The sequence below is a fragment of the Embleya australiensis genome, assembly GCF_051903075.1.
Classification (GTDB): Bacteria; Actinomycetota; Actinomycetes; order Streptomycetales; family Streptomycetaceae; genus Embleya.
This window is the reverse complement of sequence record NZ_CP182422.1, coordinates 1,438,161-1,460,780: the sequence shown is the minus strand read 5'-3', so window position 1 is coordinate 1,460,780 and position 22,620 is coordinate 1,438,161. Positions and strand designations below refer to the sequence as shown.

At 72.6% G+C, this 22,620-nt stretch carries 21 protein-coding genes; 7 read left to right on the top strand and 14 right to left on the bottom strand.

Features of this window, described 5'->3' with window-relative positions; genetic code table 11:
• The first annotated feature begins 36 nt into the window (after positions 1-36).
• Complete coding sequence (locus ACMXN5_RS06020) at positions 37-732, top strand: response regulator transcription factor (RefSeq protein WP_395786074.1); 696 nt, start codon at positions 37-39, stop codon at positions 730-732.
• 65 nt (positions 733-797) lie between these two features.
• Here the strand turns inward: ACMXN5_RS06020 and ACMXN5_RS06015 are convergent, their stop codons facing one another.
• Together ACMXN5_RS06015 and ACMXN5_RS06010 are read right to left on the bottom strand one after the other, a co-directional pair.
• A complete protein-coding gene (locus ACMXN5_RS06015; RefSeq protein ID WP_439674361.1) occupies positions 798-1,802 on the bottom strand; it encodes a transporter substrate-binding domain-containing protein in 1,005 nt (334 codons plus the stop codon).
• 473 nt (positions 1,803-2,275) lie between these two features.
• On the bottom strand, positions 2,276-2,872 hold the full coding sequence (locus ACMXN5_RS06010; RefSeq protein WP_439674360.1) for a TetR/AcrR family transcriptional regulator: 597 nt from the start codon (positions 2,870-2,872) through the stop codon (positions 2,276-2,278).
• A 140-nt stretch (positions 2,873-3,012) separates the two neighbouring features.
• Between ACMXN5_RS06010 and ACMXN5_RS06005 the strand changes: the two genes are divergently transcribed.
• Complete coding sequence (locus ACMXN5_RS06005) at positions 3,013-4,167, top strand: FAD-dependent oxidoreductase (protein WP_439674359.1); 1,155 nt, start codon at positions 3,013-3,015, stop codon at positions 4,165-4,167.
• A gap of 84 nt (positions 4,168-4,251) precedes the next feature.
• On the opposite strand, the gene ACMXN5_RS06000 is transcribed toward ACMXN5_RS06005, so the two are convergent.
• Positions 4,252-5,562: a trans-sulfuration enzyme family protein gene (locus ACMXN5_RS06000; protein WP_439674358.1), complete on the bottom strand. Its 1,311-nt coding sequence runs from the start codon at positions 5,560-5,562 to the stop codon at positions 4,252-4,254.
• A gap of 60 nt (positions 5,563-5,622) precedes the next feature.
• Here ACMXN5_RS06000 and ACMXN5_RS05995 point away from each other — a divergent pair, with 60 nt between their 5' ends.
• Complete coding sequence (locus tag ACMXN5_RS05995; RefSeq protein ID WP_395786084.1) at positions 5,623-6,129, top strand: Lrp/AsnC family transcriptional regulator; 507 nt, start codon at positions 5,623-5,625, stop codon at positions 6,127-6,129.
• A 15-nt stretch (positions 6,130-6,144) separates the two neighbouring features.
• Here the strand turns inward: ACMXN5_RS05995 and ACMXN5_RS05990 are convergent, their stop codons facing one another.
• Complete coding sequence (locus ACMXN5_RS05990; RefSeq protein WP_439677956.1) at positions 6,145-7,335, bottom strand: low temperature requirement protein A; 1,191 nt, start codon at positions 7,333-7,335, stop codon at positions 6,145-6,147.
• Positions 7,336-7,977: 642 nt separating this feature from the next.
• Complete coding sequence (locus ACMXN5_RS05985) at positions 7,978-9,201, bottom strand: lactate 2-monooxygenase (RefSeq protein WP_439674357.1); 1,224 nt, start codon at positions 9,199-9,201, stop codon at positions 7,978-7,980.
• A 139-nt stretch (positions 9,202-9,340) separates the two neighbouring features.
• On the opposite strand from ACMXN5_RS05985, the gene ACMXN5_RS05980 reads away from it, so the two are divergent.
• Positions 9,341-10,621, top strand: coding sequence for an alpha/beta fold hydrolase (locus tag ACMXN5_RS05980; protein WP_439674356.1), 1,281 nt, complete (start codon positions 9,341-9,343; stop codon positions 10,619-10,621).
• 83 nt (positions 10,622-10,704) lie between these two features.
• Here the strand turns inward: ACMXN5_RS05980 and ACMXN5_RS05975 are convergent, their stop codons facing one another.
• The 7 genes from ACMXN5_RS05975 to ACMXN5_RS05945 form a co-directional block, all read right to left on the bottom strand.
• Positions 10,705-11,388 (bottom strand): GntR family transcriptional regulator, encoded by a 684-nt coding sequence (locus tag ACMXN5_RS05975; RefSeq protein ID WP_078978057.1) that lies wholly within the window; start codon positions 11,386-11,388, stop codon positions 10,705-10,707.
• A 122-nt stretch (positions 11,389-11,510) separates the two neighbouring features.
• Positions 11,511-12,512 carry a proline racemase family protein gene (locus ACMXN5_RS05970; protein ID WP_439674355.1) on the bottom strand — a complete coding sequence of 334 codons (1,002 nt, stop codon included), beginning with the start codon at positions 12,510-12,512 and terminating at the stop codon, positions 11,511-11,513.
• Complete coding sequence (locus tag ACMXN5_RS05965) at positions 12,512-13,453, bottom strand: dihydrodipicolinate synthase family protein (RefSeq protein WP_439674354.1); 942 nt, start codon at positions 13,451-13,453, stop codon at positions 12,512-12,514. Before ACMXN5_RS05965 ends, ACMXN5_RS05970 begins: the two co-directional genes overlap by 1 nt.
• The gene (locus tag ACMXN5_RS05960; RefSeq protein WP_439674353.1) at positions 13,450-14,826 is read right to left on the bottom strand and encodes an NAD(P)/FAD-dependent oxidoreductase; all 1,377 of its coding nucleotides are present in this window, start codon (positions 14,824-14,826) and stop codon (positions 13,450-13,452) included. The genes ACMXN5_RS05965 and ACMXN5_RS05960 overlap by 4 nt, the downstream gene beginning before the upstream one ends.
• Complete coding sequence (locus ACMXN5_RS05955) at positions 14,823-15,110, bottom strand: (2Fe-2S)-binding protein (RefSeq protein WP_439674352.1); 288 nt, start codon at positions 15,108-15,110, stop codon at positions 14,823-14,825. Before ACMXN5_RS05955 ends, ACMXN5_RS05960 begins: the two co-directional genes overlap by 4 nt.
• On the bottom strand, positions 15,107-16,255 hold the full coding sequence (locus tag ACMXN5_RS05950) for an NAD(P)/FAD-dependent oxidoreductase (RefSeq protein WP_395786096.1): 1,149 nt from the start codon (positions 16,253-16,255) through the stop codon (positions 15,107-15,109). The genes ACMXN5_RS05955 and ACMXN5_RS05950 overlap by 4 nt, the downstream gene beginning before the upstream one ends.
• 138 nt (positions 16,256-16,393) lie before the next feature.
• Complete coding sequence (locus tag ACMXN5_RS05945; RefSeq protein ID WP_439674351.1) at positions 16,394-17,422, bottom strand: glycerophosphodiester phosphodiesterase; 1,029 nt, start codon at positions 17,420-17,422, stop codon at positions 16,394-16,396.
• 139 nt (positions 17,423-17,561) lie between these two features.
• Between ACMXN5_RS05945 and ACMXN5_RS05940 the strand changes: the two genes are divergently transcribed.
• Positions 17,562-17,732, top strand: coding sequence for a hypothetical protein (locus ACMXN5_RS05940; protein ID WP_439674350.1), 171 nt, complete (start codon positions 17,562-17,564; stop codon positions 17,730-17,732).
• A gap of 183 nt (positions 17,733-17,915) precedes the next feature.
• Here ACMXN5_RS05940 and ACMXN5_RS05935 read toward each other — a convergent pair whose 3' ends face one another.
• Positions 17,916-18,695, bottom strand: coding sequence for an SDR family NAD(P)-dependent oxidoreductase (locus ACMXN5_RS05935; RefSeq protein WP_439674349.1), 780 nt, complete (start codon positions 18,693-18,695; stop codon positions 17,916-17,918).
• A gap of 137 nt (positions 18,696-18,832) precedes the next feature.
• Between ACMXN5_RS05935 and ACMXN5_RS05930 the strand changes: the two genes are divergently transcribed.
• On the top strand, positions 18,833-20,035 hold the full coding sequence (locus ACMXN5_RS05930; protein WP_439674348.1) for a TetR/AcrR family transcriptional regulator: 1,203 nt from the start codon (positions 18,833-18,835) through the stop codon (positions 20,033-20,035).
• A 28-nt stretch (positions 20,036-20,063) separates the two neighbouring features.
• Here ACMXN5_RS05930 and ACMXN5_RS05925 read toward each other — a convergent pair whose 3' ends face one another.
• The gene (locus ACMXN5_RS05925) at positions 20,064-20,867 is read right to left on the bottom strand and encodes an IclR family transcriptional regulator (protein ID WP_439674347.1); all 804 of its coding nucleotides are present in this window, start codon (positions 20,865-20,867) and stop codon (positions 20,064-20,066) included.
• Between the two features lie 130 nt (positions 20,868-20,997).
• Here ACMXN5_RS05925 and aceB point away from each other — a divergent pair, with 130 nt between their 5' ends.
• The gene (gene aceB, locus ACMXN5_RS05920; protein WP_439674346.1) at positions 20,998-22,617 is read left to right on the top strand and encodes a malate synthase A; all 1,620 of its coding nucleotides are present in this window, start codon (positions 20,998-21,000) and stop codon (positions 22,615-22,617) included.
• Positions 22,618-22,620 lie beyond the last annotated feature (3 nt).

Here is a 22,620-nt window from a genome sequence, read left to right as displayed (position 1 = left end):
CGGCCGGCGGGTTTCGGAGGAACGGGGGAGTGTGTGATGGGCGATACCTTGCGGGTGTTGCTGGCCGATGATCAGCATCTGGTGCGGTCGGCGTTCGCGATGTTGGTGTCCTCGGCGGCCGACATGGAGGTGGTCGGGGAGGCCGCCGACGGGCGGGCCGCGCTCGAACTCGCCCGGGAGTGCGGGCCGGACGTCGTGGTGATGGACATCCGGATGCCGATTCTGGACGGCATTGAGGCGACGCGGCTGATCGCGGCGGATCCGGAGTTGTCCCGGGTCCGGGTGTTGGTGTTGACGACCTACGAGGACGACGAGAACGTGCTGGCCGCGTTGCGGGCGGGTGCCGGCGGGTTCCTGGTCAAGGACACCCGCCCAGCCGAACTCCTGGCCGCCATCCGCACGATCGGCGCCGGCGAGGCGCTGCTGTCGCCCGGCCCGACCGCACGGTTGATCTCGCGCGTGTTGCGGATGCCGGCGACGGCGACCACGGGTACGCCGGGCTCGACTCGGGTGGCCGACCTGTCGGCGCGTGAACGCGAGGTGTTGACGCTGGTCGGACGAGGGCTGACGAACGCGGAGATCGGCACGCTGCTCGGGCTCAGTCCGCTGACCGCCAAGACGCACGTGAGCCGCATCATGGCCCGGCTCGGCGCCCGGGACCGGCCGCAACTGGTGGTCATCGCCTACGAGTCGGGACTGATCGTGCCGGGGGACGACCTGTCGCCGACGTAGCGTTCGGCCACGGTGCGCAGTGACCGCGACCGCCACCCCGACCCCGCCCGGCTCCACGCGCCCGCTCAGTCCCGGTACTCCGCCTCCGGCGCCGTCACACCCCCCGACTCCGGGATGTAGCGGCCCAGGTAGGTGTCGAACAACCGACGCCAGGTGCCGTCGTGCCGGACGCGTTCGAGGGACGCGTTGACGAAGCGGACCAAGTCCGGCTTCCCTTTGGCGATTTCGAGCCCGTAGGGCTCCGTGGTCAACTTGGGACCGACCATGCGGATGAAGCGGTCCTGCGCCTGGAGGCCCGCCATGACGGTGTCGTCGCCGACCGCCGCGTCGGCTTGGCCCTGCTGGATGCGGACGAGGCAGTCCGTCCAGTTGTCGCCGGTGACGTCGACCAGGCCCCGCGTGGCGTGTACCGCGTCGGCGGCGGTGGTGCCGCCGACCGTACACACCCGGGTCCCGGTCGGCAGGCCGGCGAGGCCCTTCGTGTGGTCGGCGCCCGCGGCCGGGGTGTCGTCGACGATCAGTACCCGCTGCCCCGACTCGTAGTAGATCGAACTGAAGTCCACCACGGCCCGCCGACGGCAGTTGACGGTGACGGACTTCGCCACCATGTCCACCGTGCCGTCCGCGACCGACTGTTCGCGGATGTTGTTCGGCACCACCCGAAAGCGCAGTCGGCTCGGGTCGTTGCCGCCGAACAGGTCCGCGGTGATCTCCCGCACCAGGTCGACGTCGAAGCCCTTGAGCCGGTTGTGGTCGGTCACGTCGGCGTAGCCGAACGGGTAGGCGCTCTGGTCGATCCCGACGATCAGGTAGCCCCGCTCCAGGATGCGGGTGAGCGAGCCGTCGGTGCGGTAGTCGGCCGCGCGGGGCGGGCCGGAGGCGGGCCGCAGGCTCGCGGTGGGGTTCCCGCAGGCGGCGGGTGGTTCGGTGACGGCTCCGGGGGCGAACCCGGGTGCGGTCGCGCCCGCGTCGGGGAGCCCGGTGGGCGAGGCGGCGGGTGCGCCGGACGTCGTGGAGCGGGCGGACGTACAGGACGCCAGTGCCGCGAGCACGATCAGTACGACCGCCATCGTCAGCGCGGATGTCGGCCGCAGCGTGGTTCTCCGGCATCGCCGAAGTCGCATCCCCCGGGCGCCCCGGCGTCGCGGGTGCCGAGCCGCCGCGCGCGAAGCCCTCCCGTCGGGACACCGAAGTCCCGTGAACGGTCGGGCCCGAAGTGGGCGGCGTGCCGTGCGGTGCGGTCGGACTGCGTGCCTGTACATGACGCGTCACCTCCCGGGGCGGTGTGCACGACACCGCTCGGCGCGGCCGATGCTGCCTTGATCGAGACGCTACCCGGGCGAACTCGCGGGCTACCGGGGGTAATCCCCACGAATCGTGGAGACCGTACGCGGACGGCTCGGGACGATCGACGCCGAGGCCGTCGGCGCGCGTCCGGCCATGCGCCGCAGAGCCCCGGACGCCCGGCCCGCCGGCAAGTGGGCGTCGCACTCCCGGCCTTCCGCCGCCCGCCCTCGGACCCCCGGCCCCCGGGCGCCGACCCTCAGACCCCAGGCATCCCGGCCCCCGGATCGTCGGCCCCCAGGCTCCCCGTCAAACAGCGTTGGATCTGCGGACCGAGCCAGTCGACCACCTCGGGATGCGTCATCGCCACGATCGGCGGCAGCCGCAGGACGTATCGGCACAGGGCGAGGCCGAGCACCTGCGTGGCGATCAGGCCGGCGCGCCGGGGGGCCTCGGCGCGGTTCGGGCAGGTGCGGAGTACGAGCGGGGCGAGCTGGTCCGCGAAGACCGCGCGCATACGCTCGGCGGCGTCGTCGTTCGTCACCCCGGTCCGCAGCAGGATCAGCATCGCCTCGTCCCCCTCCCACCGGTCGAGGAAGTGCGCCGAGAGCACCGCTCCGAGCTGTGGGCGCGGGACCGCATCGAGCGCGGGCAAACGCAGATCGACGTCCGCCGCAGCGGCGAACAACTTCTCCTTCGTGCCGAAGTACCGCATCACCATCGACGGATCGATCGCCGCATCCGAGGCGATCGCCCGAATCGTCGCCCGTTCGTAGCCGTCGGCGCCGAATCGTTCCCGGGCGGCGGCCAGGATCACGGCCTTGGTCTCGATGGACGACCTACGCGGAGTACTCATGCCAACGATTGTAGGCCAACGCCTGTTGACTTACCGCCACGGGAGGGCCATCGTTATGCCAACAGACGTTGGCCAACAAACGTTGGCCTCTGGGTCCGGCTTTCGAGCCCGGCCTCCGATCCCAACCCCAGGAGCCCCCGATGAGCAGCCGACTCCCCGCCACCACCGACGTCCTCGTCGTCGGCGCCGGCCCCGCCGGACTGACCCTCGCCCTGGCCCTGGCCGCCCAGGGGCGGGACGTCACCGTCGTCGACGCCCACGCGGCTGCCGAACAGACCTCGCGCGCCGCCGTCGTACACGCCCGCACCCTCGAGGTACTGGCCCCGCTCGGAGTCGCCGCCCCGCTCGTCGCGCAGGGCATCCCCGCGCCGACGTTCACCGTCCGCGACCGGGACCGCGTGGTGGTCCGGATCGACTTCACCGACCTGCCCACGCAGTACCCGTACTCGCTGATGGTCTCCCAGGCCACCACCGAGGCCGCGCTCCTCGACCGCCTCACCGCACTCGGCGGCACCGTCCTGCGGCCGTACCGGGTGACCTCCCTCGACCAGGACGCCGACGGCGTGACCGCGACCTTCGAGAGCGGCGAACGTGTCCGCGCCGGCTGGGTGGTCGGCGCCGACGGCATGCACAGCACGGTGCGCGACCAAGCCGGAATAGGCTTCCAGGGCGGCACCTACGGCGAGTCGTTCGTCCTCGCCGACGTACGGCTGAGCGGCGCGGTCGCGGCCGACGAGGTGGTCCTGTACTTCGCCCCCGCCGGCCTCGTCGTGCTCGCCCCGCTCCCGGGCGGCCGGCACCGGATCGTCGCGCCGGTCGCCGACGCGCCGCACGAGCCGTCGGCGGCCTACGTCCAGGAACTCCTCGACGTACGCGGTTCGAAGACCGGCCGCATGGTCGTCGAGGAGGTCGTCTGGGGCTCGCGCTTCCGGGTCCACCACCGGATCGCCGACGCCTACCGCGCGGGCCGGATCCTGCTCGCCGGCGACGCCGCCCACGTACACAGTCCGGCGGGCGGCCAGGGCATGAACGCCGGCATCCTCGACGCGGTGACCCTGGCCGAGGCGCTCGGCTCGGTACTCGACGGCGGCCCCACCACGGCCCTGGACACCTACGGCGCCACCCGCCGCCCGATCGCCGAACGCATCGTCAAGCTCGCCGACCGGATGACCCGGGTGGCCACCCTCACCCCGGCGCTGCGCCCCCTGCGCAACATCGTGCTGCGCACGCTCACCCGGATCCCCGCCGTGCGGCGTCGACTCGCCCTGCAGCTCTCGGGCTTGACCTACCGCTGACCCGGCCGGGACCGGCCGCGCCGCGAAGCGCGCCGCCACCGATCCCGGGCCCGCGCGATGCGGGACCCACCCCGGCCCCGCCGCTCAGACCCCCACCGGCCACAGCGCCGCGTCGCCCACCCCGACCTGCGCGTCCGGAACCGGCGATGCCCCGACGATCTCCCCGCCCGTCCGCTCCAGCGCCGCCGACAGGTCCGCCCACAGGTCCGCCTCGTGTTCCAGGCCGATCGACAGGCGGAGCAGGTGCGGGCCGATGTCGCCTTCGGCGCGCGCCGCGTCGTCGATGACCCGGTGGGTCAGCGAAGCCGGATGCTGGATCAGGGTGTCGACGCCGCCGAGGCTCACGGCGGGGGTGATCAGGCGGAGCGCGCCGACCAGCCGCATCGGGTCGCCGATCGGTTCGAAGGCCACCAGGGCGCCGCCGATGCTCGGATAGTGCACACGCGCCACCGCCGGGTGTGCGGCCAGTCGGGCGGCGAGCGCGGCGGCCGTCGCGGAGGCCCTGGCGACGCGGATCGGCAGGGTCGCGAGGCCGCGCAGCAGCAGGTAACCCGCCAGGGGGTGCAGCAACGCCCCGGTCGCGAAACGGATTTGCCGCAGCGCCTTGGCCCACTCCGGATCACAGGCCACCACACCGCCGAGCACGTCGCCGTGTCCCCCGAGGAACTTGGTCGCACTGTGCAGGACCAGACGGGCACCGGAGGACGCCGGCTGCTGCAGGACCGGTGTGGCGAACGTGTTGTCCACCAGCAGCGGTATCTCGCCCGCCTGCGCCGCGAGTTCGGCCAGATCGAGTTCGGCCAGCGTCGGATTGGCCGGTGTCTCGACCATGACCAGACCCGTGTCGGGCCGCAACGCCGCGGCCACGCCGTCAGGTTCGACCCAGGTGACCTCGGTGCCGAGCAGGCCGCCGGAGAGCAGGTGGTCGGTGGTGCCGTACAGCGGCCGGACCGCGACCACGTGCCGTCGGCCCTGCGCGGCGGCGGCGAGCAGGCACGCGGTGACCGCCGCCATGCCGGTCGCGAACGCCACCGCGTCGGCGCAGCCCTCCAGTTCGGCGAGCGCCTGCTCGAAGCGGCGCACGGTCGGATTGGTCAGCCGACCGTAGATCGCCGAACCGTCGGGCAACTCGCCCTCCGCGTAGGCGTCCAGGGCGAGCGCCGCGGCCGGCAGGTCCGGCAGGGGATAGGTGGTCGACAGGTCGATCGGCACGGCGTGTACGCCCAGGGCGGCCAGGTCGTCGCGGCCTGCGTGTACCGCGCGGGTCTCGAACGTGTGCCGCGCGAGGGGTCCGGTGGGGGTGGAGCCGGCAGGGGCGGCGCCGGCGGGGGTGATGCCGGCGGGCGCGGTGTCGGTGCGGCCGGCGGCGGCGGGGGAGTCCGGTCGAAGGTCCATGGACGTCATCCTGGGGCGACCTCCGGAGAACCTTCCCGATCACCGAATTATCATCGCCGGATGAGCCAATCCATCGCCCTCGATCCGATCGACCTCGGCATTCTCCGGGCTCTCCAGAACGATGCCCGGATCAGCAACAAGGCGCTCGCGGCCGAGGTCGGGATAGCGCCCTCGACCTGCCTGGACCGGGTGGCCCGGATGCGCGCGGCCGGGGTGGTGAAGGGCGCGACGGTGGAGGTGGACGCGGCGGCGCTCGGGCGACCGCTCCAGGCGATGCTCGCGGTGCGGGTACGGCCCCATCACCGCGCGGTGCTCAACCCGTTCGTCGGGCATGTGCTGAAGCTGCCGGAGACCCGCGCGCTGTACCACCTCGCGGGTCCCGACGACTTCCTCGTGCACGTCGCGGTCGCCGACGCGACCGGGCTGCAACGCCTGGTGGTGGACGGATTCACGGCGCGCACCGAGGTGACCCAGGTGCACACGATGCTGATCTTCCAGCAGTGGTCCGGCGGTCCGCTCCTCCCGCCCGAACCGTCGGTTCCCGCACGGCGCCTGACGGCGGGTTAGCCGTTCGTCCCGGACTCAGTCGGCCTCGGACACCGGCTCCGGGCGCGGGTCGACGTCGCCGTCGCCGGCGCCCTCGCCCTGGCGGGCGGACAACACCACCCCCGCGGCGACGGTCAGCGCCGCCACCGCTCCGGCCGCCGGCACCGCCGCCTCGCCCAGGAACGTGGAGGCCAGGACCAGGACCGCGGCGGTCGGCAGCAGTATCTGCTGGGCGGCGCCGCGCTTGTGGTGGCGGGCGTGCAGCGCCCATGTGGCGACCAGGAACAGCCCGGCGGGGATCGTGACGCTCGCCGCGGCGGCGACGTCGGAGATGTGCGCCTCGCCGACGGCCTGCTCGACGGCGACCTCGAGACCGGCCCCGATCGCGGCGGCGGAGCCGAAGATCACGTAGTGGCCGTAGCCCCACAGGAACGCCTGTCGACTGGATTGCAGGTATTCGTGGATGGGCGCCGCGAAGTAGATCCAATAGGCCGCGAACACGATCAGCAGCCCGCCGGCGGCGATCGGCAACAACTCGTCCAGTGCGGCCTGGTCGTCGAGCGCGGTCTGGATCGCGACGGTCGCGGCGGACACGCTCTCGCCGAGCATGATGATGGTGAACAGGCCGTAGCGCTCGGCGATGTGATGCGGATGCCAGCTGGTGGAGCGCCCGCGTTCGGCGATGGCCGGTACCGCCATCTCGGCGATCGCCAGCGGTGGGAAGCCCCAGTTCCAGGCGGCGTCGGGGAGCAGCAGGAGCACCACCCAGCCGATCTGGACCAGCACCACGCCGGCCGCGTAGCGCAGCGCGGTGCGGCGGGCCGCCGGGTCGGTCTCGTCGTGGGCCGCGCGCAGCCACTGGAAGGTCAGCGCGAGGCGCATGATCAGGTAGCCGACGATGGCGACCGTGTAGTCGCTGCTCTCGAACGCGCGCGGGACGCCGGCGGCCAGGACCAGGACACCGGTGATCTGGACGAGCGTGGCGACGCGGTACAGCGGGTCGTCGCAGTCGTACGCGGAGGCGAACCAGGTGAAGTTGACCCACGCCCACCAGATCGCGAAGAACACGAGCAGGTATCCCGTGATCCCGTGGCCGGGGTGGCCCTCCGCGAGCGAGTGCACCAGGCGGCTGCCGGCTTGGGCGACGGCCACCACGAAGGTCAGGTCGAAGAACAACTCCAACGGCGTGGATGCGCGGTGCGGCTCCGTGGAACTGCGCGAGGTCATCCGGCGCAGGATTGCGGCGGGGCGCGCGGGGTTGGTCACGGGGTTGGTCCTCTCGATCCGGGCGTGATCATGCGCGGAGGGTATCCGAGAGGGGCGGGCAAACCGGGGTAATCCCAGCGGGCGGTGTGGTCGAGGTGGCCTGGGGTCGGCGGGGTGGCCGGCCTGCGGTTGTCCTCGAACGCCGGACGGGCTGGGGGTTGGTGGGCTTGCGGCATGGTGTGCCGTGATGCGGTCGGTTGCGCGGGCGTTGTCCTCAAGCGCCGGACGGGCTGGAGTTGGTTGGTGCTCGTGTGATGTGTTGACGTGCGGTGAGTGGTGCGGGTGATTTCAAGCGCCGGATGGCTGGGTTGGTTGGATTGCGCTGTGATGTGTCGCTGAGCGTTGGGTGGCGCTTGTGGTGTCCTCAAACGCCGGACGGGCTGGGGTTGGTGGGCTCGTGCTGTGATGTGCCGTGATGCAGTGGGTGGCGCAGGCATTGTCCTCAAACGCCGGACGGGCTGGAGGGGTGGTGCTGGATGGGCTGGAGCGTGCCGGAGGGCCTGGATGTTGGACGGGCTGGAGCGTGCCGGTGGGCTGGAGGGTGTTGGGCCGGCCGGAGAGGGTTGGGTGGCCGGAGAGGGTTGAGTGCGGTTGGTTGGTGGGTTAGGTCAGGGTTGATGGGGTTAGGGTTTGTGGGTGGGTGTGGCCTGATAGGGCCATGGATAGGTCGAATTCGGCAAGTAGGCAGCGGAGTACGTGGGTGATGCCCGGTGTGCCGCCCAGGGCCAGGCCGTAGATGTAGGGGCGGCCCAGGAGGACTGCGCGGGCGCCGAGGGCCAGGGCCTTGAGGATGTCGGTGCCGGTGCGTACGCCGCTGTCGAAGAGGACCGTCAGGTCGTTGCCTACCGCTGCCGCGATCTCCGGGAGGGCATCCAACGCCGGGATCGCGCCGTCGAGTTGGCGGCCGCCGTGATTGCTGACCACGATGCCGTCCATGCCCGCGTCGCGGGCCTTTCGGGCGTCGTCGGGGTGTAGGACGCCCTTGAGGATGATCGGGCCGATCCAGTTGTCGCGGAGGAAGGCCAGGTCGGACCAGGTTTTGGTCGGGTCGGAGAACATTCCGGCCCAGTGCACGATCGCCGCCGTCGGGTCCTCGGCGATCGGGCGGCTCAGGCCGGCCAGGAAGGCCGGGTCGCTCAGGTAGTTGGCCAGGCCGATGTGCCGCAGGAAGGGCAGGTACGCCCCGTCCAGGTCGGTCGGCCGCCAGCCCAGATACCAGGTGTCCAGGGTGACCACGAGCACGCTGTAGCCGGCCGCCCGCGCCCGGGCGAGCAGGCTGATCGTCACGTCGTCGTCGCGCGGCCAATACAGCTGGAACCACCGGGGGCCCGAGCCGGACGCGGCGGCGACCTCCTCCAGGGAGTACGAGGACGCGGTGCTCAACACCATCGGCAGCCCGAGCCCGGCCGCCGCCCGCGCGGTCGCCAACTCGCCCTCGGGATGCACGATCGACTGCACGCCGACCGGCCCGAGCAGCACCGGCGCGGGCGAGTCGGTGCCCAATACCGAGCAGGACAGGTCCCGGGCGCCCACGTCCCGCAACATGCGCGGGACGATCCGGCGCCGCTCGAAGGCCTCGCGATTGGCCCGCATCGTCGCGCCCTCGCCGGCGCCGCCCAGTACGTAGCCGCGCGGCCCCGGATCGAGCCGTTCGCGCGCCGCCTCCTCCAACGCGCTCGCGCCCGTGGGGTACGGGGGTGTCTCCCCGGTCAGCAGTCCGTCGAGATAGATCGAGTCCTGAAACGCGGAGAAGGGCCCGGCGGTCCGCGCGATACCGGACCGCGCCTCACCGGCGTGCGCGCCATCGGACACCGGGCCATCGACCATGACTGACACCCTTTCGCCGCACGGGATCCCGCGGAACCCTGCCGCAGCAATCTTCCCGATGCGGTGGGACAACAAGCACCTTCCTCCGGTGGAATGTCACAGCACACCCGAACGGCACGCACCCAGGGGAGGAATCCGCATGACCCGCACGACCCGCATCACCCGGATCCCGGGGATGGCCCTCACCGATCACACCTTCGTCGTCCCGCTCGACCACGCGCGTCCCGACGGGCCGACCATCGAGGTCTTCGCCCGCGAGGTGGTCGATCCCACCGCGACGGGTCGCAACCGGCCGTGGTTGTGCTTCTTCCAGGGCGGCCCGGGCCAGAAGGCGCAGCGCCCCCCACGCGCCAACGGCTGGCTGGCCCGTGCGCTGAAGACCCACCGGGTGTTGCTGCTCGACCAACGCGGTACCGGACGCAGCACGCCCGTCACGCCGAGCCTGGCGGCGCGCACCCCACCCGACGAACTCGCCGCTCTGCTACGGCACATGCGCGCGGACTCGATCGTCGCCGACGCCGAGCTGATCCGCCGTCGACTGTGCGGCGACGAGCCGTGGGAGACGCTCGGCCAGAGCTACGGCGGCTTCATCACCCTCGCGTATCTCTCCCGAGCCCCCGAGGCGCTGAAGTCCTGTTACGTCACCGGGGGTTTGATCGGCCTGGACGTCACCGCCGAGGACGTCTACCACCGCACCTACCCGAGGGTGCGGACCAAGAACGCCGAGTACTACGCGCGCTACCCGGACGACGTGGAGGCGGTCCGCCGGCTCGCCGACCACCTGACCGAGCACGACGTCCGGCTGCCCGACGGCGACCGACTGACCGTGCGCCGACTGCAGTTCCTCGGCTCGGTGTTCGGCATGGGCGACGGTTTCGAGCGGGTGCACTGGATGCTGGACGAGGCGTGGGACGGCGACCGGGTCTCGGACACCTTCCGTGCCGCCGCCATGCAGGCCACCGCGCTGACCGACCAACCGCTGTGGGCGGTGCTCCAGGAGCCGATCTACGGGCAGGGCAAGGTCGCCACCGGGTGGGCCGCCGAGAAGGTGCGCGCGGGGTTGCCGGAGTTCGCGGAGAGCGCCGATCCGCTGCTGTTCACCGGGGAGATGATGTACCCCTGGATGTTCGAGGAGATGGCCGCGCTGCGCCCGTTCCGCGAGGCCGCCCACCTGTTGGCGGAGCAGTACGACTGGCCCGTCCTGTACGACGTCGAGCGGCTGCGCGCGAACGCCGTCCCGGTGGCCGCGGCGATCTTCTTCGACGACATGTACGTGGACGCCGACCTGTCCCTGGAGACCGCGCGCGAGGTGGGCAACCTGCGCGCGTGGGTCACCAACGAGTGGGAGCACGACGGCTCCCACGCCTCCGGCGGCGCGGTCCTCGGCCGCCTGATGGACATGGTCGCCGGCAAGGTCTGACGCCGCCGACCGGGCCCGGTCGGCCCCGGGCACGTGGTCCGGGGGCGCGGAGCGGGCGACGCGATGTCGATCCCGCCCCCGGCTCAGCCCTCCCGCTCCGGCCCCGCCCACAGATTGCGGACGTGGCCGATGTGCCGGGCCATCACCTGCTCGGCCGCGGCCGGGTCGCCGCTGTCGAGCGCGTCGAGCAGTTCGAGGTGTTCGGCGGCGGACGCGGCGAGTCGGCCGCCGCGCGCGAGCCGGGACAGCCCGTACAGGCGCGAACGTTTGCGCAGATCGCCGACCACCCGGACCAGGTGTTCGTTGCCCGCCAGTGCGAGCAGCGACAGGTGGAAGCGGCGGTCCGCCTCCACGTACCTGATCAGGTCGCCCGCCTCGGCCGCCGCGACGATCTCCTCGGCGACCGGGCGCAGCGCGGCGGTCTGGGCCGGGGTGACCACACCCGCGAGGCGGGCCACCACCGGAACCTCGATCAGCGCACGCACCTCGGTGAACTCGTCCAACTCGCGGTCGGACAGCTCGGTGACGCGAAATCCCTTGTTGCGTACGGCCTCGACCAGTCCCTCGTTGGCGAGGTCGAGCATCGCCTCGCGCACGGGCGTCGGCGACACGCCGAACTGAGCGGCCAGCGCGGGCGCGGAATAGACCACGCCCGGCCGCATCTCACCCGCGATCAACGCCGCGCGCAACTCTCGTGCCACCCGATCCCGCAGGATCGGTCGATCGTCGAAGGACGGCAGCGCGAGCGCTCCGTGTCCCGTGTCCATGGTGCCTCCTCCCGCCATGTTACTGACGGTCAGTCACCGCTGGGGCGGGATCGCGACTGCGCGTGTGAAAGATCACCGAGGGTGAGCAAGGAAGCGGGCGGAACCGACCGCGCGCCCGCCCCTCAGAGCCGGAACCCCGCCGGGAACGGGTCCTCCGGGTCGAGCAGATACTGCGCGGTCGCGGTGATCCACGCCCGCCCGGTGATCTCCGGCACCACCGCCGGCCGCCCGCCGACCTCCGCCTCGGCGACGATCCGACCGCGAAAGCGGGTCCCGATGAACGACTCGTTGACGAACGTCCGACCCACCATCAACTCGCCCCGCGCCGCCAACTGCGCCATCCGCGCGCTGGTTCCGGTGCCGCACGGCGAACGGTCGAACCAACCGGGGTGGATCGCCATCGCGTTGCGCGACAGCGCCGCGTCCGAGCCCGGCGCGAGGAACTGCACGTGGTGGCAGCCCGCGAACTCCGGCTGCTCCGGATGCACCGGCCTGGCCTGCTCGTTGATCGCCGCCATGATGGCGAGGCCGGTCTCCAGGATGCGGGTGCCCTCGGCCCGGTCGAACGGCAGGCCCACCTTCTCGATCGGCAGGATCGCGTAGAAGTTGCCGCCGTACGCCATGTCGTAGGTGACCGCGCCGAGCCCCGGCACGTCCACCGTCGCGTCCAACTCGTGGGAGTACGCGGGCACATTGCGCAAGGTCACCGAGCGGGCCGCGCCGTCGCGGACCTCGACCTGGGCGACCACGAGCCCGGCCGGGGTGTCCAGACGGACCGTGGTGACCGGCTCGACCACCTCGACCATGCCGGTCTCGACCAGGACGGTGGCCACCCCGATGGTGCCGTGTCCGCACATCGGCAGACAGCCCGACACCTCGATGAACAACACGCCGTAGTCGGCGTCCGGCCGGGTCGGCGGTTGCAGGATCGCCCCGCTCATCGCCCCGTGCCCGCGCGGCTCGTACATCAACAGCGTGCGGATGTGGTCCAGTTCCGCCATGAAGTGGCTGCGCCGCTCGGCCATCGTGGCGCCGGGGATCACCCCGATGCCGCCGGTGATCACCCGAGTGGGCATGCCCTCCGTGTGCGAGTCGACCGCGTGGTAGACGTGTCGGGAACGCATCAGTTCAATCCCTCCGCGAGCGCCTTCTCGGTGGATTCCCGGACGAAGGCTTCCTGTTCGGGCGACAGCGGCAGCCGCGGCGCGCGGCACGGCCCGCCGCGCAGGCCCGCCAGATCCATCGACAACTTGATCGACTGCACGAACTCGGTGCGCGCGTCCAGCCGCAGCAGCGGGTGCAGCAGGCGGTACAGCGGCAACGCCGCGCGCGGGTCGCCGTGCACGGCCGCGCGGTACAACTCCACGCTCGCGCGCGGGAAGACGTTGGCGTAACCCGCGATCCAACCCACCGCGCCGGCCAGCCCGAACTCCAGGGTGACGTCGTCGCTGCCGATCAACACGTCGAGCCCCGGCGCGAGTTCGGCCACCTCGTAGGCCCGGCGCACGTCCCCGGTGAACTCCTTGACGCCGACCACGAGACCTTCCTCGTACAGGTCCGCGAGCAGTCGGGGAGTCAGGTCGACCTTCGTGTCGAACGGGTTGTTGTAGGCCACGATCGGCAGCCCCGCCCGGGCCACCGTGCGGTAGTGGTCCATCACCGTACGGGTGTCCGCACGATAGGAGTTCGGCGGAAGCAGCATCACCGCACGGGCGCCCGCCTCGGCCGCCTGCTCGGTCCAGCGCAGCGACTCGGCCGCGCCGTACGCCGCCACGCCCGGGAGCACCCGGTCGCCGCCCACCGCGTCGACCGCGACCCGCACCACGCGGGCGCGCTCCTCCGGGGTGAGCGATTGGTACTCGCCCAGCGAGCCGTTCGGACAGACCCCGTCGCAGCCCGAGTCCACGAGCCACCGCACGTGTTCGGCGTACGCGTCGAAGTCCACCGACAGGTCCTCGCGCAGCGGCAGGGCGGTGGCCACCACGACGCCGTGCCACGGCTTGCGGTCGGCGCCGTCCTGCGGGGCGGAGCGCTCCGGGGCGGGAAGGTGCGGGCTTGTGCTCATGAGGCTCCTTGGGCGAGATCTCCGAGACGGATGGGGACAGCGATCGGACGGGTGGGCGCGGGCGCGGCGATCGGCCGGCCCAACACGTCGGAGAGCACGCACGCGGTGGCCTCGGCGCACATACGGCCCTGACACCAGCCCATGCCCGCGCGGGTGAGCAGCTTGATCGAGCGTACGTCGTCCGCGCCCTGCCGCGCCGCGTCCGCGATCCGGCCGCGCGGCACCTCCTCGCAACGGCAGATCGGGGTGTCCTCGTCGGACCACGACGGCCAGCCCGACCGGATCGGGTAGAGCGCGCGCAGCCCGGCGGCGAACCGGGCGAGCCGGGCCCGCCGACGCAGCAGCGCCTTCGGCGGCGTCCGGCCCGCGACGGCGTATGCGGCCAACTCACCCTCGACCACGGACAGTTGGGCGCCTCCGATGCCGGTGCTCTCGCCCGCGGCGTACAACCCGGGCAGGTCGGTGGCCTGGCGGGAGTCGACCGCGACGAAGCCGTCGGGGGTGCTCGCGCAGCCGAGTTGGCCGGCGAGTTCGAGCTGCGGGGTGAAGCCGTAGCCGACCGCGAGGGTGTCGCAGGCCAGTTCGTCCCCCGTCCCGGGCCGCACCCGCCAGTCCGCGTCGAGCCGGGCCACGGTGACCGAACCCAGCACGCCCCCGTCGCCGTGCGCGGCGACCACGGCCCGGCCGGTGCGGTACGGGATGCGCCGCCGCGCCAACGCGGCGGCATATCCCGCGGCCTCGACCACCCGTGCCGGGCTGTGCGGGGCGAGCGCGGCGGCCCGCGGCGTGGGACGCGAGGCCTCGACCACCGCGAGCACCCGCACACCCGCGTCGGCGAGCCCGACGGCGACCGGCAGCAGGAACGGACCGGTACCGGCCACCACCGCCCGCCGCCCGGGCGCGACGCCGTTGCCCTTGAGCAGGGCCTGCGCGCCGCCGGCGGTGAACACCCCGGGCAGATCCCAGCCGGGGAAGGGCAGTTGCCGGTCGTAGGCGCCGGTGGCCAGGAGCAGCCGACGGCCGCGCACGGTCACCGCGACGCCGTCGCGCTCGCCCGCCACGGCATGCACGGTGAAGTGGTGGTCGCCGCGTTCGACCGCCCAGACCCGGTGTTCGGCCAGGTGCTCGACGGTGTGCAGGCGCGCGAGCGGCGCCCACGCGGGCGGGCGGCCCGCACGGTGCCGGTAATACTGGCCGCCCGCCCGGGCGTTCGTGTCCAGGACGGCGACCCGCAGGCCGAAGCCGGCGGCGGTGACGGCGGCGGCGAGCCCGGCCGGCCCGGCGCCGACGACGACGAGGTCGTGCGGGGTGTCGTGGCCGCCCGAGTCGCGGCCCTTCTCGTGGTTCATTCCCTGGCCCATCTCGTGGCTCATGACGTGCTCACCTCGTCATCGGGGCGCGCGGTCACCAGGCAGGCGCGCAGCGACGGCGTACCGTCCACCGTCACCAGACAGTCGAAGCACACCCCGATGCCGCAGAACAGGCCGCGCGGCCTGCCCGCGAACCGGGTGGTGCGCCAGGACCGGATCCCGGCGGCGAGCATCGCGGCGCCGATCGTCTGACCGGGCTCGACCGGGATGCGGCGGCCGTCCACGGTCAGGTGGAAGCCGGCGTCGCCGGAGCGGTCGAGGGGGGCGGGGCCGGTTTCGTCGGTCACGCGGCTACCTCCGCGAAGCGGTTCGGGGCGAACGGGGCGAGGTCGACATCGGGGCGCTCCCCGGTCAGCGTGCGGGCGATCAGCAGGCCGGTGGCGGGGGCCAGACCCACGCCGGCGCCCTCGTGACCGCACGCGTGCAGCAGGCCGGGCGCTCGCGGATCCGGGCCGACGACCGGCAGGTGGTCCGGGCAGTACGGCCGAAAGCCCCGATAGGCGCGCAGTACCGACGCGCCGGCCAGGACCGGGAACAACTCGATCGCCTGCGCGGCCAGTCGGCGCAACACCGGCACCGAGAACGAGGGGTCGAAGTCCACCCGCTCCCGGCTGGCGCCGATCAGGACGGTCCCGGCCGGGGTGCCCTCGATCACCGCCGACGAGGCGAGGTCCGCCTCGTCGCTGGCCACGTCCCCGGCATAGGCCGCCGCGTACACCTTGTGCCGCACGATCGGCGGCAGCGGCTCGGTGACCAGCACGAAGCCCCGGCGCGGCAGGATCGGCAGGGTGATCCCGGCGAGCGCGGCCACCTCGCCGGACCAGGTGCCGGCGGCGTTGACCACCGCGCCGGCGGCCACGTCGCCGTGCGAGGTCCGCACGCCCACCACCCGCTCGTCGGCCCCGCGCAGGAAGCCGGTGACGCTCACCCCGGTGTGCAGCCGGATGCCGTCGGCGCGCAACATCGAGGCGGTGGCCAGGGCCGGCTGTACCTGGGCGTCCTGGGGATAGTGGGTGCCGGCCACGACGGCGCGGGACAGGTGCGGCTCGTAGTCGGGCAGGCGCGCGGCGTCGACCGCGTGCGCGGTGACCTCGCAGGCGCGCTGGGCCGCCGCCGTCGCCGCCATCGCGGCGGCCTCGGCCTCGGTCCGGGCGACGATCAGGCCGCCCTTGGGCTCGTACTCGAAGTCGTCGCGGCGCTCCGCGAGTTCGGCCCACAGGCGGAGCGAGAGCAGGGCCAGCGCGAGTTCCGGGCCGGGCTCCTTGTCCGAGACGAGGAGGTTTCCCTCACCCGCGCCGGTGGTCCCGCCCGCGACCGGACCCCGGTCGAGCACGGTGACGGACAGGCCCGCGCGCGCGGCGAAGTGGGCGCACGCGGCACCCACCACGCCCGCGCCGATGACGACGACATCACTGGGACGGAGTTGGCTCACGTCAGTAAAATGTCACATTGCCCTTACGAGGTAAAGGGTTTGTCGACGCGGTTCCGTGGACAGGACGGCCCGCGACCCGTCCGAAAGCGGGGTTTCGGGTCGGTCGCGGGCCGTTCACGGGCCGTTCGTCGGCTCGGCTCAGTGGCGGGCGCCCTTCCCGGGGGTGTGCTTCCCGTTCCATGCGACCAGGTCGGCGCTGCGGTTGGTGATGATTCCGTCCACCCCCGCGTCGTGCAGCTTCGACCACTCGTTCGGGTCGTCGGGGGTCCACGCGAACACCGCGACGCCGGCCGCGTGCAGGCGGCGGACCAGGTCGGGATGCTTGGCGACCAGGTAGTAGGAGGGGTTGTACGAGGTCAGCCGCAGCTCCCGGGCCAGCGCCACCGGATCCGCCTCGTCCGCGTCGCCCAGCAGGCCGAGCGGGAGGTCGGGGGCGAGATCGCGGGTGATCCGCAACGACTCCCGATCGAAGCTCTGTACGAACACCCGGTCCGACATGCCGCTGTGGCGCACCTCGTCGACGATGCGGGCGATCTCCTCCCGGGTCTGCGGGTTCTTGATCTCCAGGAGCAGGCGCCCGCCCCGGGAGCGCAGATCCGCGAGTTGTCCGCGCAGGGTCATCACCTTCGTGCCGGCGAACTCCGGCCGAAACCACTTCCCGGCATCCAGACCGGCCAGCTGGGCCGAGGTCAGATCGCGAATGCGCCCGTGTCCGTCGGTGGTTCGATCCACCGTCTCGTCGTGCATGATGTGCGGCACGCCGTCCCGGCTCGGCTGCACGTCGTTCTCGATCCAGTCCGCCCCGGAATGGCGGGCCGCCTCGTCGGAGGGCAGCGTGTTCTCCGGGGCCAGCGTCGGCGCGCCGCGGTGCGCGAACACGGTCACCCGGTCGCCGGCGGATCGCATGTACCGGCGACCGTCGATCGCCGAGGAGCCGTTCGGCGAGCCGGTGTTGTCCCAGGATGGGCGCATCGCGGCCGGCTGGGGCGGCTCGGTGGTCGTCGACACGCCGCCGGCGGACGCCGTTGTGCCGTCCTTGTGCACCCGGGCGGGCTCGGCGCACTGGACGGCGCCGACGGCGATGCCGGCCATGGCGAGCGCGACGCCGATCCGCCGCATGGGGTATCCCCGGCGGCGGTGCCGGCGTCGGCGTGGATCGAGGGGCATCCAGGCATCGTAGAAGGTAAGTCGAGCCGCCATTCGATTCCCCCCGATGACCGCGTGTGATCCTCGACATGCGTACCGTCATGAACGGTGTGAGAGTGGTCGATGACCGCCCAACGGCTCTCTCCAGGAGGAAACGGTCATGGCCAAGCAGAAGCAGAAGCCGCACCTGAAGAACAAGAACCCGATGCTCGCCGACACCGAGCGCGTGGAGTCCGCCCCGGCGCAGCCGACCGAGGCGATCGACACGCTCGAAGCCCCCAAGACCGCCCGGCGCGGCAAGAGCGACCGACCCAAGGGCCGTCGTCGCTGACCGTCCGGTCGCTCCGGGGCGACGGCCCCGGCGTGTCGACCCGAAGACTTCGCGGATACCCGGGGGAGGGGCGTGACGGAGACACCGCCCCGCCCGGACGCACCCGAGGACCCCGCCGACCATCCGTCGGCGGGGTCTTCGGTGTCCCACCCCGAGCGCGGGCGCCGCGACCTCGGGCAGGCGCTACCCGCGCGTGGGTCCGTACACCCGGCCGGTCCGCGTGGATACGTTGCCGAACAGGGCGCGCGGGGTGAGCCGGGCCAGGCCGACCACCGCCTTGTAGCGCAGGTCCGGCACGCTGACCGACTTGCCCACCGCCAGGTCGCGGATCGCCGCGGCGACCACCCGATCGGCGTCCAGCCACATCCAGTTGGGGATGTTGGACGTGCCCATCCCGGCCCGCAGGTGGAACTCGGTCCGCACGAAGCCCGGGCACAGCGCCATCAACCGCACACCGCTGCCCGCGAGTTCCTTGGCCGCCCCCTCGGTGAAGCTCACCACCCACGCCTTGCTCGCGCCGTACGTGCCGCGCGGCAGGAAGGCGGCGACGGAGGCCACGTTCACCACCCAGCCGCGCCCGCGCTCGCGCATCGCCTCGCACGCGGCGGCGGTCAGCCGCAGCACCGCCTCGCAGTGCACCTTGAGCATGCGCAACTCGTCCGCGGTGGACACGTCGAGGAAGCCGCCCTTGTTGCCGAACCCGGCGTTGTTGACCAGCACGTCCACCGGCGCCTCACGGTCGGCCAGGCGGGCCTCGACGGCGGCGATGCCCTCGTCGAGCGACAGGTCGGCGGCCAGCACCTGCACCGACACGCCGTGCTCCTCCCGCAGTTCGCGGGCACATTCGGTCAACCGTTCGCGGTCGCGCGCGACCAGGACGAGGTCGTGCCCCTCGTGCGCGAGGCGCCGGGCGAACGCGGCGCCGAGCCCTGCGGTGGCACCGGTGATCAGTGAGGTCGTCATGCCTCCGCAGCCTAGTGATCGCGACCGGTGGCCCGGTTTACTTCATCGGGGCGGGGCCGGTTCGGCGCGTGGCCGCCGCGGGCGGCGGCCGGCTGGAACAATGGCGCGCGGGGGCGGATCCCGGAGGGAAGTACGCGATGGCGGCTGCGGTGCGCAAGGTCGGCGGACTCGTGCCGCCCGCCCGGGGGACCCGACCGCGCAATCGACGCGAGCTGATCCTGGCCGCGGCGGCCGACCTGTTCTACCGCCGGGGCTACGCCGACGTGGCGATGAGCGACATCGCCGAGGCGGTGGGCATGGGCCCCTCCGCCCTGTACCGGCACTTCCGCAGCAAACAGCACCTGCTCCTGCAGGTGGTGCTCGACGGCATCGCGCCGGTGCGCGACGCGCTGGCCCGCAGCGCCGTGGACGACCCGGACACCGTGCTGCGCGCGGTGGTCTCGGCCACCCTCGACCACCGCGAGGTGGGCGTGTTGTGGCAGCGCGAGGGCCGGTTGTTGCCGCCAGAGGAACGCGCCGAGGTACGCCGCGAGGTGCGCGCGGTCACCGCCGTGGTCACCGCGCTGATCCGCAAGGCCCGCCCGCAACTGTCCACCGGGCAGGGCGAGGTGCTGGCCCGCAGCGGCCTGGGGGTGCTGCTCAGCCCGTCCTTCCACCGGATCGACCTGCCCCGTCCGGAGTACGTCCGCCTCCTGGTGGACCTCTGCCGGGCGGCGTTCACCGCGGATCCGGCGGCGCTGGGGCCGATCGCCGAGGCCCCGGCTCCGGCCGGGATCGGGCTGCGCTCGCGGCGCGAGGCCCTGCTCGGCGCGGCGGTGCGGATGTTCGCCGAGCAGGGCTACGCGGGGGTGGCCATCGAGGACATCGGCGCCGCCGCCGGGATCGCCGGCCCCAGTGTGTACAACCACTTCGAGAGCAAGGCCGACCTGCTGTGCGCCGCGGTGACCCGGGGCCTGGAGTGGCTTTCGATGGACATGACACGCGCGCTCGCGGGCGCCGACGACGCCGAGACGGCGCTGCGCGCACTGCTGCGGTCGTATGTGCGCTTCTCCCTCGACCGCAACGACCTGGTGCAGTTGTTGGTCGCGGAGGTTTCGCACCTGCCGACGCAGGCGCGGCATCGGGCCCGGCAGGCGCGGGTGGACTACCTCATGGAGTGGACCCGATTGTTGGGCGCGGTGCGGCCGGAGTACGGCGCCGCCGAGGCGCGGATCCGAGTGCACGCGGCGCTGAGCGCGATCAACGACGTGGCCCGGGTGCGGCATCTGCGCGACACCGACGGCGTGGCGCCGACCCTGGCGGTGGTGGCCGGCGCCGTGCTCGGTCTGACGCCGGCCTGACCCCGCTCGGCGGGTGGGTGCGGGTGGCTCAGTCGGCGGCCAGGGGCTCCGGGAGCGGGTCGGTGCCGCCGAGGCGTCGGCCCAGGCGGACGGCGATCTCCTGCATCCGGCCGGTCATCCAGCCCTCCTCCATCGCCCGGATGCGCGCCTCGGGGCCGGAGATGGACAGCGCGGTCGCGGTCGGCGCGCCCGGTACCACCACCGCCACGCAGCGCACGCCGAGTTCCTGCTCCTGGTCGTCGATCGCGTAGCCCCGGGCCCGGATCGTCGGGAACTGGGCCAGCAGTTCGGCGGGATCGGTGACCGTGTGCTCGGTGTGCGAGGCCAGCGGGCGACCGCCGAGCACCCGTGCCGCGTCGGCCTCGGGCAGTTGGGCGAGCAGCACCTTGCCCACCGCGGTGCAGTGCGGTTGCACCCGGCGGCCGACCTCGGTGAACATCCGCATCGAGTGCCGGCTGGGCACCTGGCCGACGTAGACCACCTCGCCCGCCTCCAGAACCGCGAGGTTGGCGGTCTCGCCGGTGGCCTCCATCAGCTCGGCCAGATACGGCCGGGCCCAGCTGCCGAGCAGGCGGCCCGCGGTCTCGCCCAGCCGGATCAGCCGCGGGCCCAGGGTGTAGCGGCGCGACGCGTCCTGGCGCAGATAACCCAGCGACACGAGGGTGCGTACCAGGCGGTGGATCGTGGGCATGGGCAATCCTGAACGCGCGGCGAGTTCGCTGAGCGTCAGCACCCCGCCGGCGTCGGCGAGCAGTTCGAGGAGGTCGAACGCACGTTCCAGGGACTGGACGCCGCCGCCCGTGCCGTTGCTGCCTGTCTTGCCTGCGGCCACCGACGATCCTCCACACGACTCGGTTCGACGAGATTCGTCGACACTGAGTTCAACACGTTGTTGAACTTCCGTTTCCCGGAAACTAATGTCCACTCTACAAAAGAACGTCGACGGCGAAGGAGAGCCACCCATGAGTGCACCGACCATCGTGGTCAAGCACGGCGGCGCGACCGGCGGCTCCGTGCCGCGGGCGGACGAAGTGCTCGGCCCCGAGGCGCTGCGCTTCGTGGCCGCGCTGCAGCGCCGGTTCGGCGGTCGCCGCCTCGAACTGCTCGACCGGCGGCGGGCCCGGCGCGCGGAGATCGCCCGCACCGGCCGGCTCGACTTCCTCCCGGAGACCGCCGACGTGCGCGCCGCCGACTGGCGGGTCGCCGAGGCGCCGCCCGCGCTGCGCGACCGCCGGGTCGAGATCACCGGACCGGCCGATCGCAAGATGACGATCAACGCGCTCAACTCCGGGGCCCGGATCTGGCTCGCCGACTTCGAGGACGCCTCCGCGCCCACCTGGCACAACGTGGTGGCGCACCAGCTCAACCTGATCGACGCCTACGACCGGCGGATCGACTTCTCCACCGCAGAGGGCAAGAGCTACCGGCTGCGCCCGGACGACGAACTGGCCACCGTGGTGATGCGCCCGCGCGGATGGCACCTGGACGAGCGGCACATCCTGGTCGACGGCGCGCCGGCGTCCGGTGCGCTGGTCGACTTCGGGCTGTACTTCTTCCACAACGCGGCCCGGCTGCTCGACCGGGGCCTGGGACCGTACTTCTACCTGCCCAAGATCGAGAGCCGGCTCGAAGCCCGGTTGTGGAACGACGTGTTCCTGCACGCGCAGGACCTGCTCGACATCCCGCGCGGCACGATCCGGGCCACCGTGCTGATCGAGACGGTCACCGCCGCGTTCGAGATGGACGAGATCCTGTACGAACTGCGCGAGCACGCCTCGGGGTTGAACGCCGGCCGGTGGGACTACCTGTTCAGCATCGTGAAGAACTTCCGGGACGCGGGCGAGGCGTTCGTGCTCCCCGACCGCAACGCGGTCACCATGACCGCGCCGTTCATGCGCGCGTACACCGAACTGCTCGTGCGCACCTGCCACCGGCGCGGCGCGCACGCCATCGGCGGGATGGCGGCGGTGATCCCCTCCCGCCGGGACGCGACGGCCAACGCGGCGGCGCTGGCGAAGGTGCGCGACGACAAGGACCGTGAGGCCGCGGACGGCTTCGACGGGTCGTGGGTGGCACACCCGGACCTGGTCCCGGTGTGCCGCGAGGCGTTCGACGCGGTGCTCGGCGATCGGCCGAACCAGCTCGAACGTACCCGCGACGAGGTCGAGGTGACGGCGGATCAGCTGCTCGACGTGGCCTCCGCCCAGGGCTCGCCGACCGGCGCCGGGCTGCACGGCGCGGTCGGGGTGGGGCTGCGCTATCTGGAGGCGTGGCTGCGCGGATACGGCGCGGTCGCCGTGTTCGGCCTGATGGAGGACGTCGCCACCGCGGAGATCTCCCGCTCCCAGGTGTGGCAGTGGATCAACAACGGCGTGGTGCTCTCGGACACCGGCGAGAAGGTCACCGCGGACCTGGTCCGCCGCCTGGTCGTCGAGGAACTGGGCTCGCTGCGCGAGGACTTGGGCGATCAGAACTTCGACGCGGGCCGCTGGACGGACGCGCGCGACCTGTTCCTGCGGGTCGCCCTCGCCGAGGAGTTCGTCGACTTCCTTACCCTGCCGGGATGCGAACTCCTCGACTGAGTC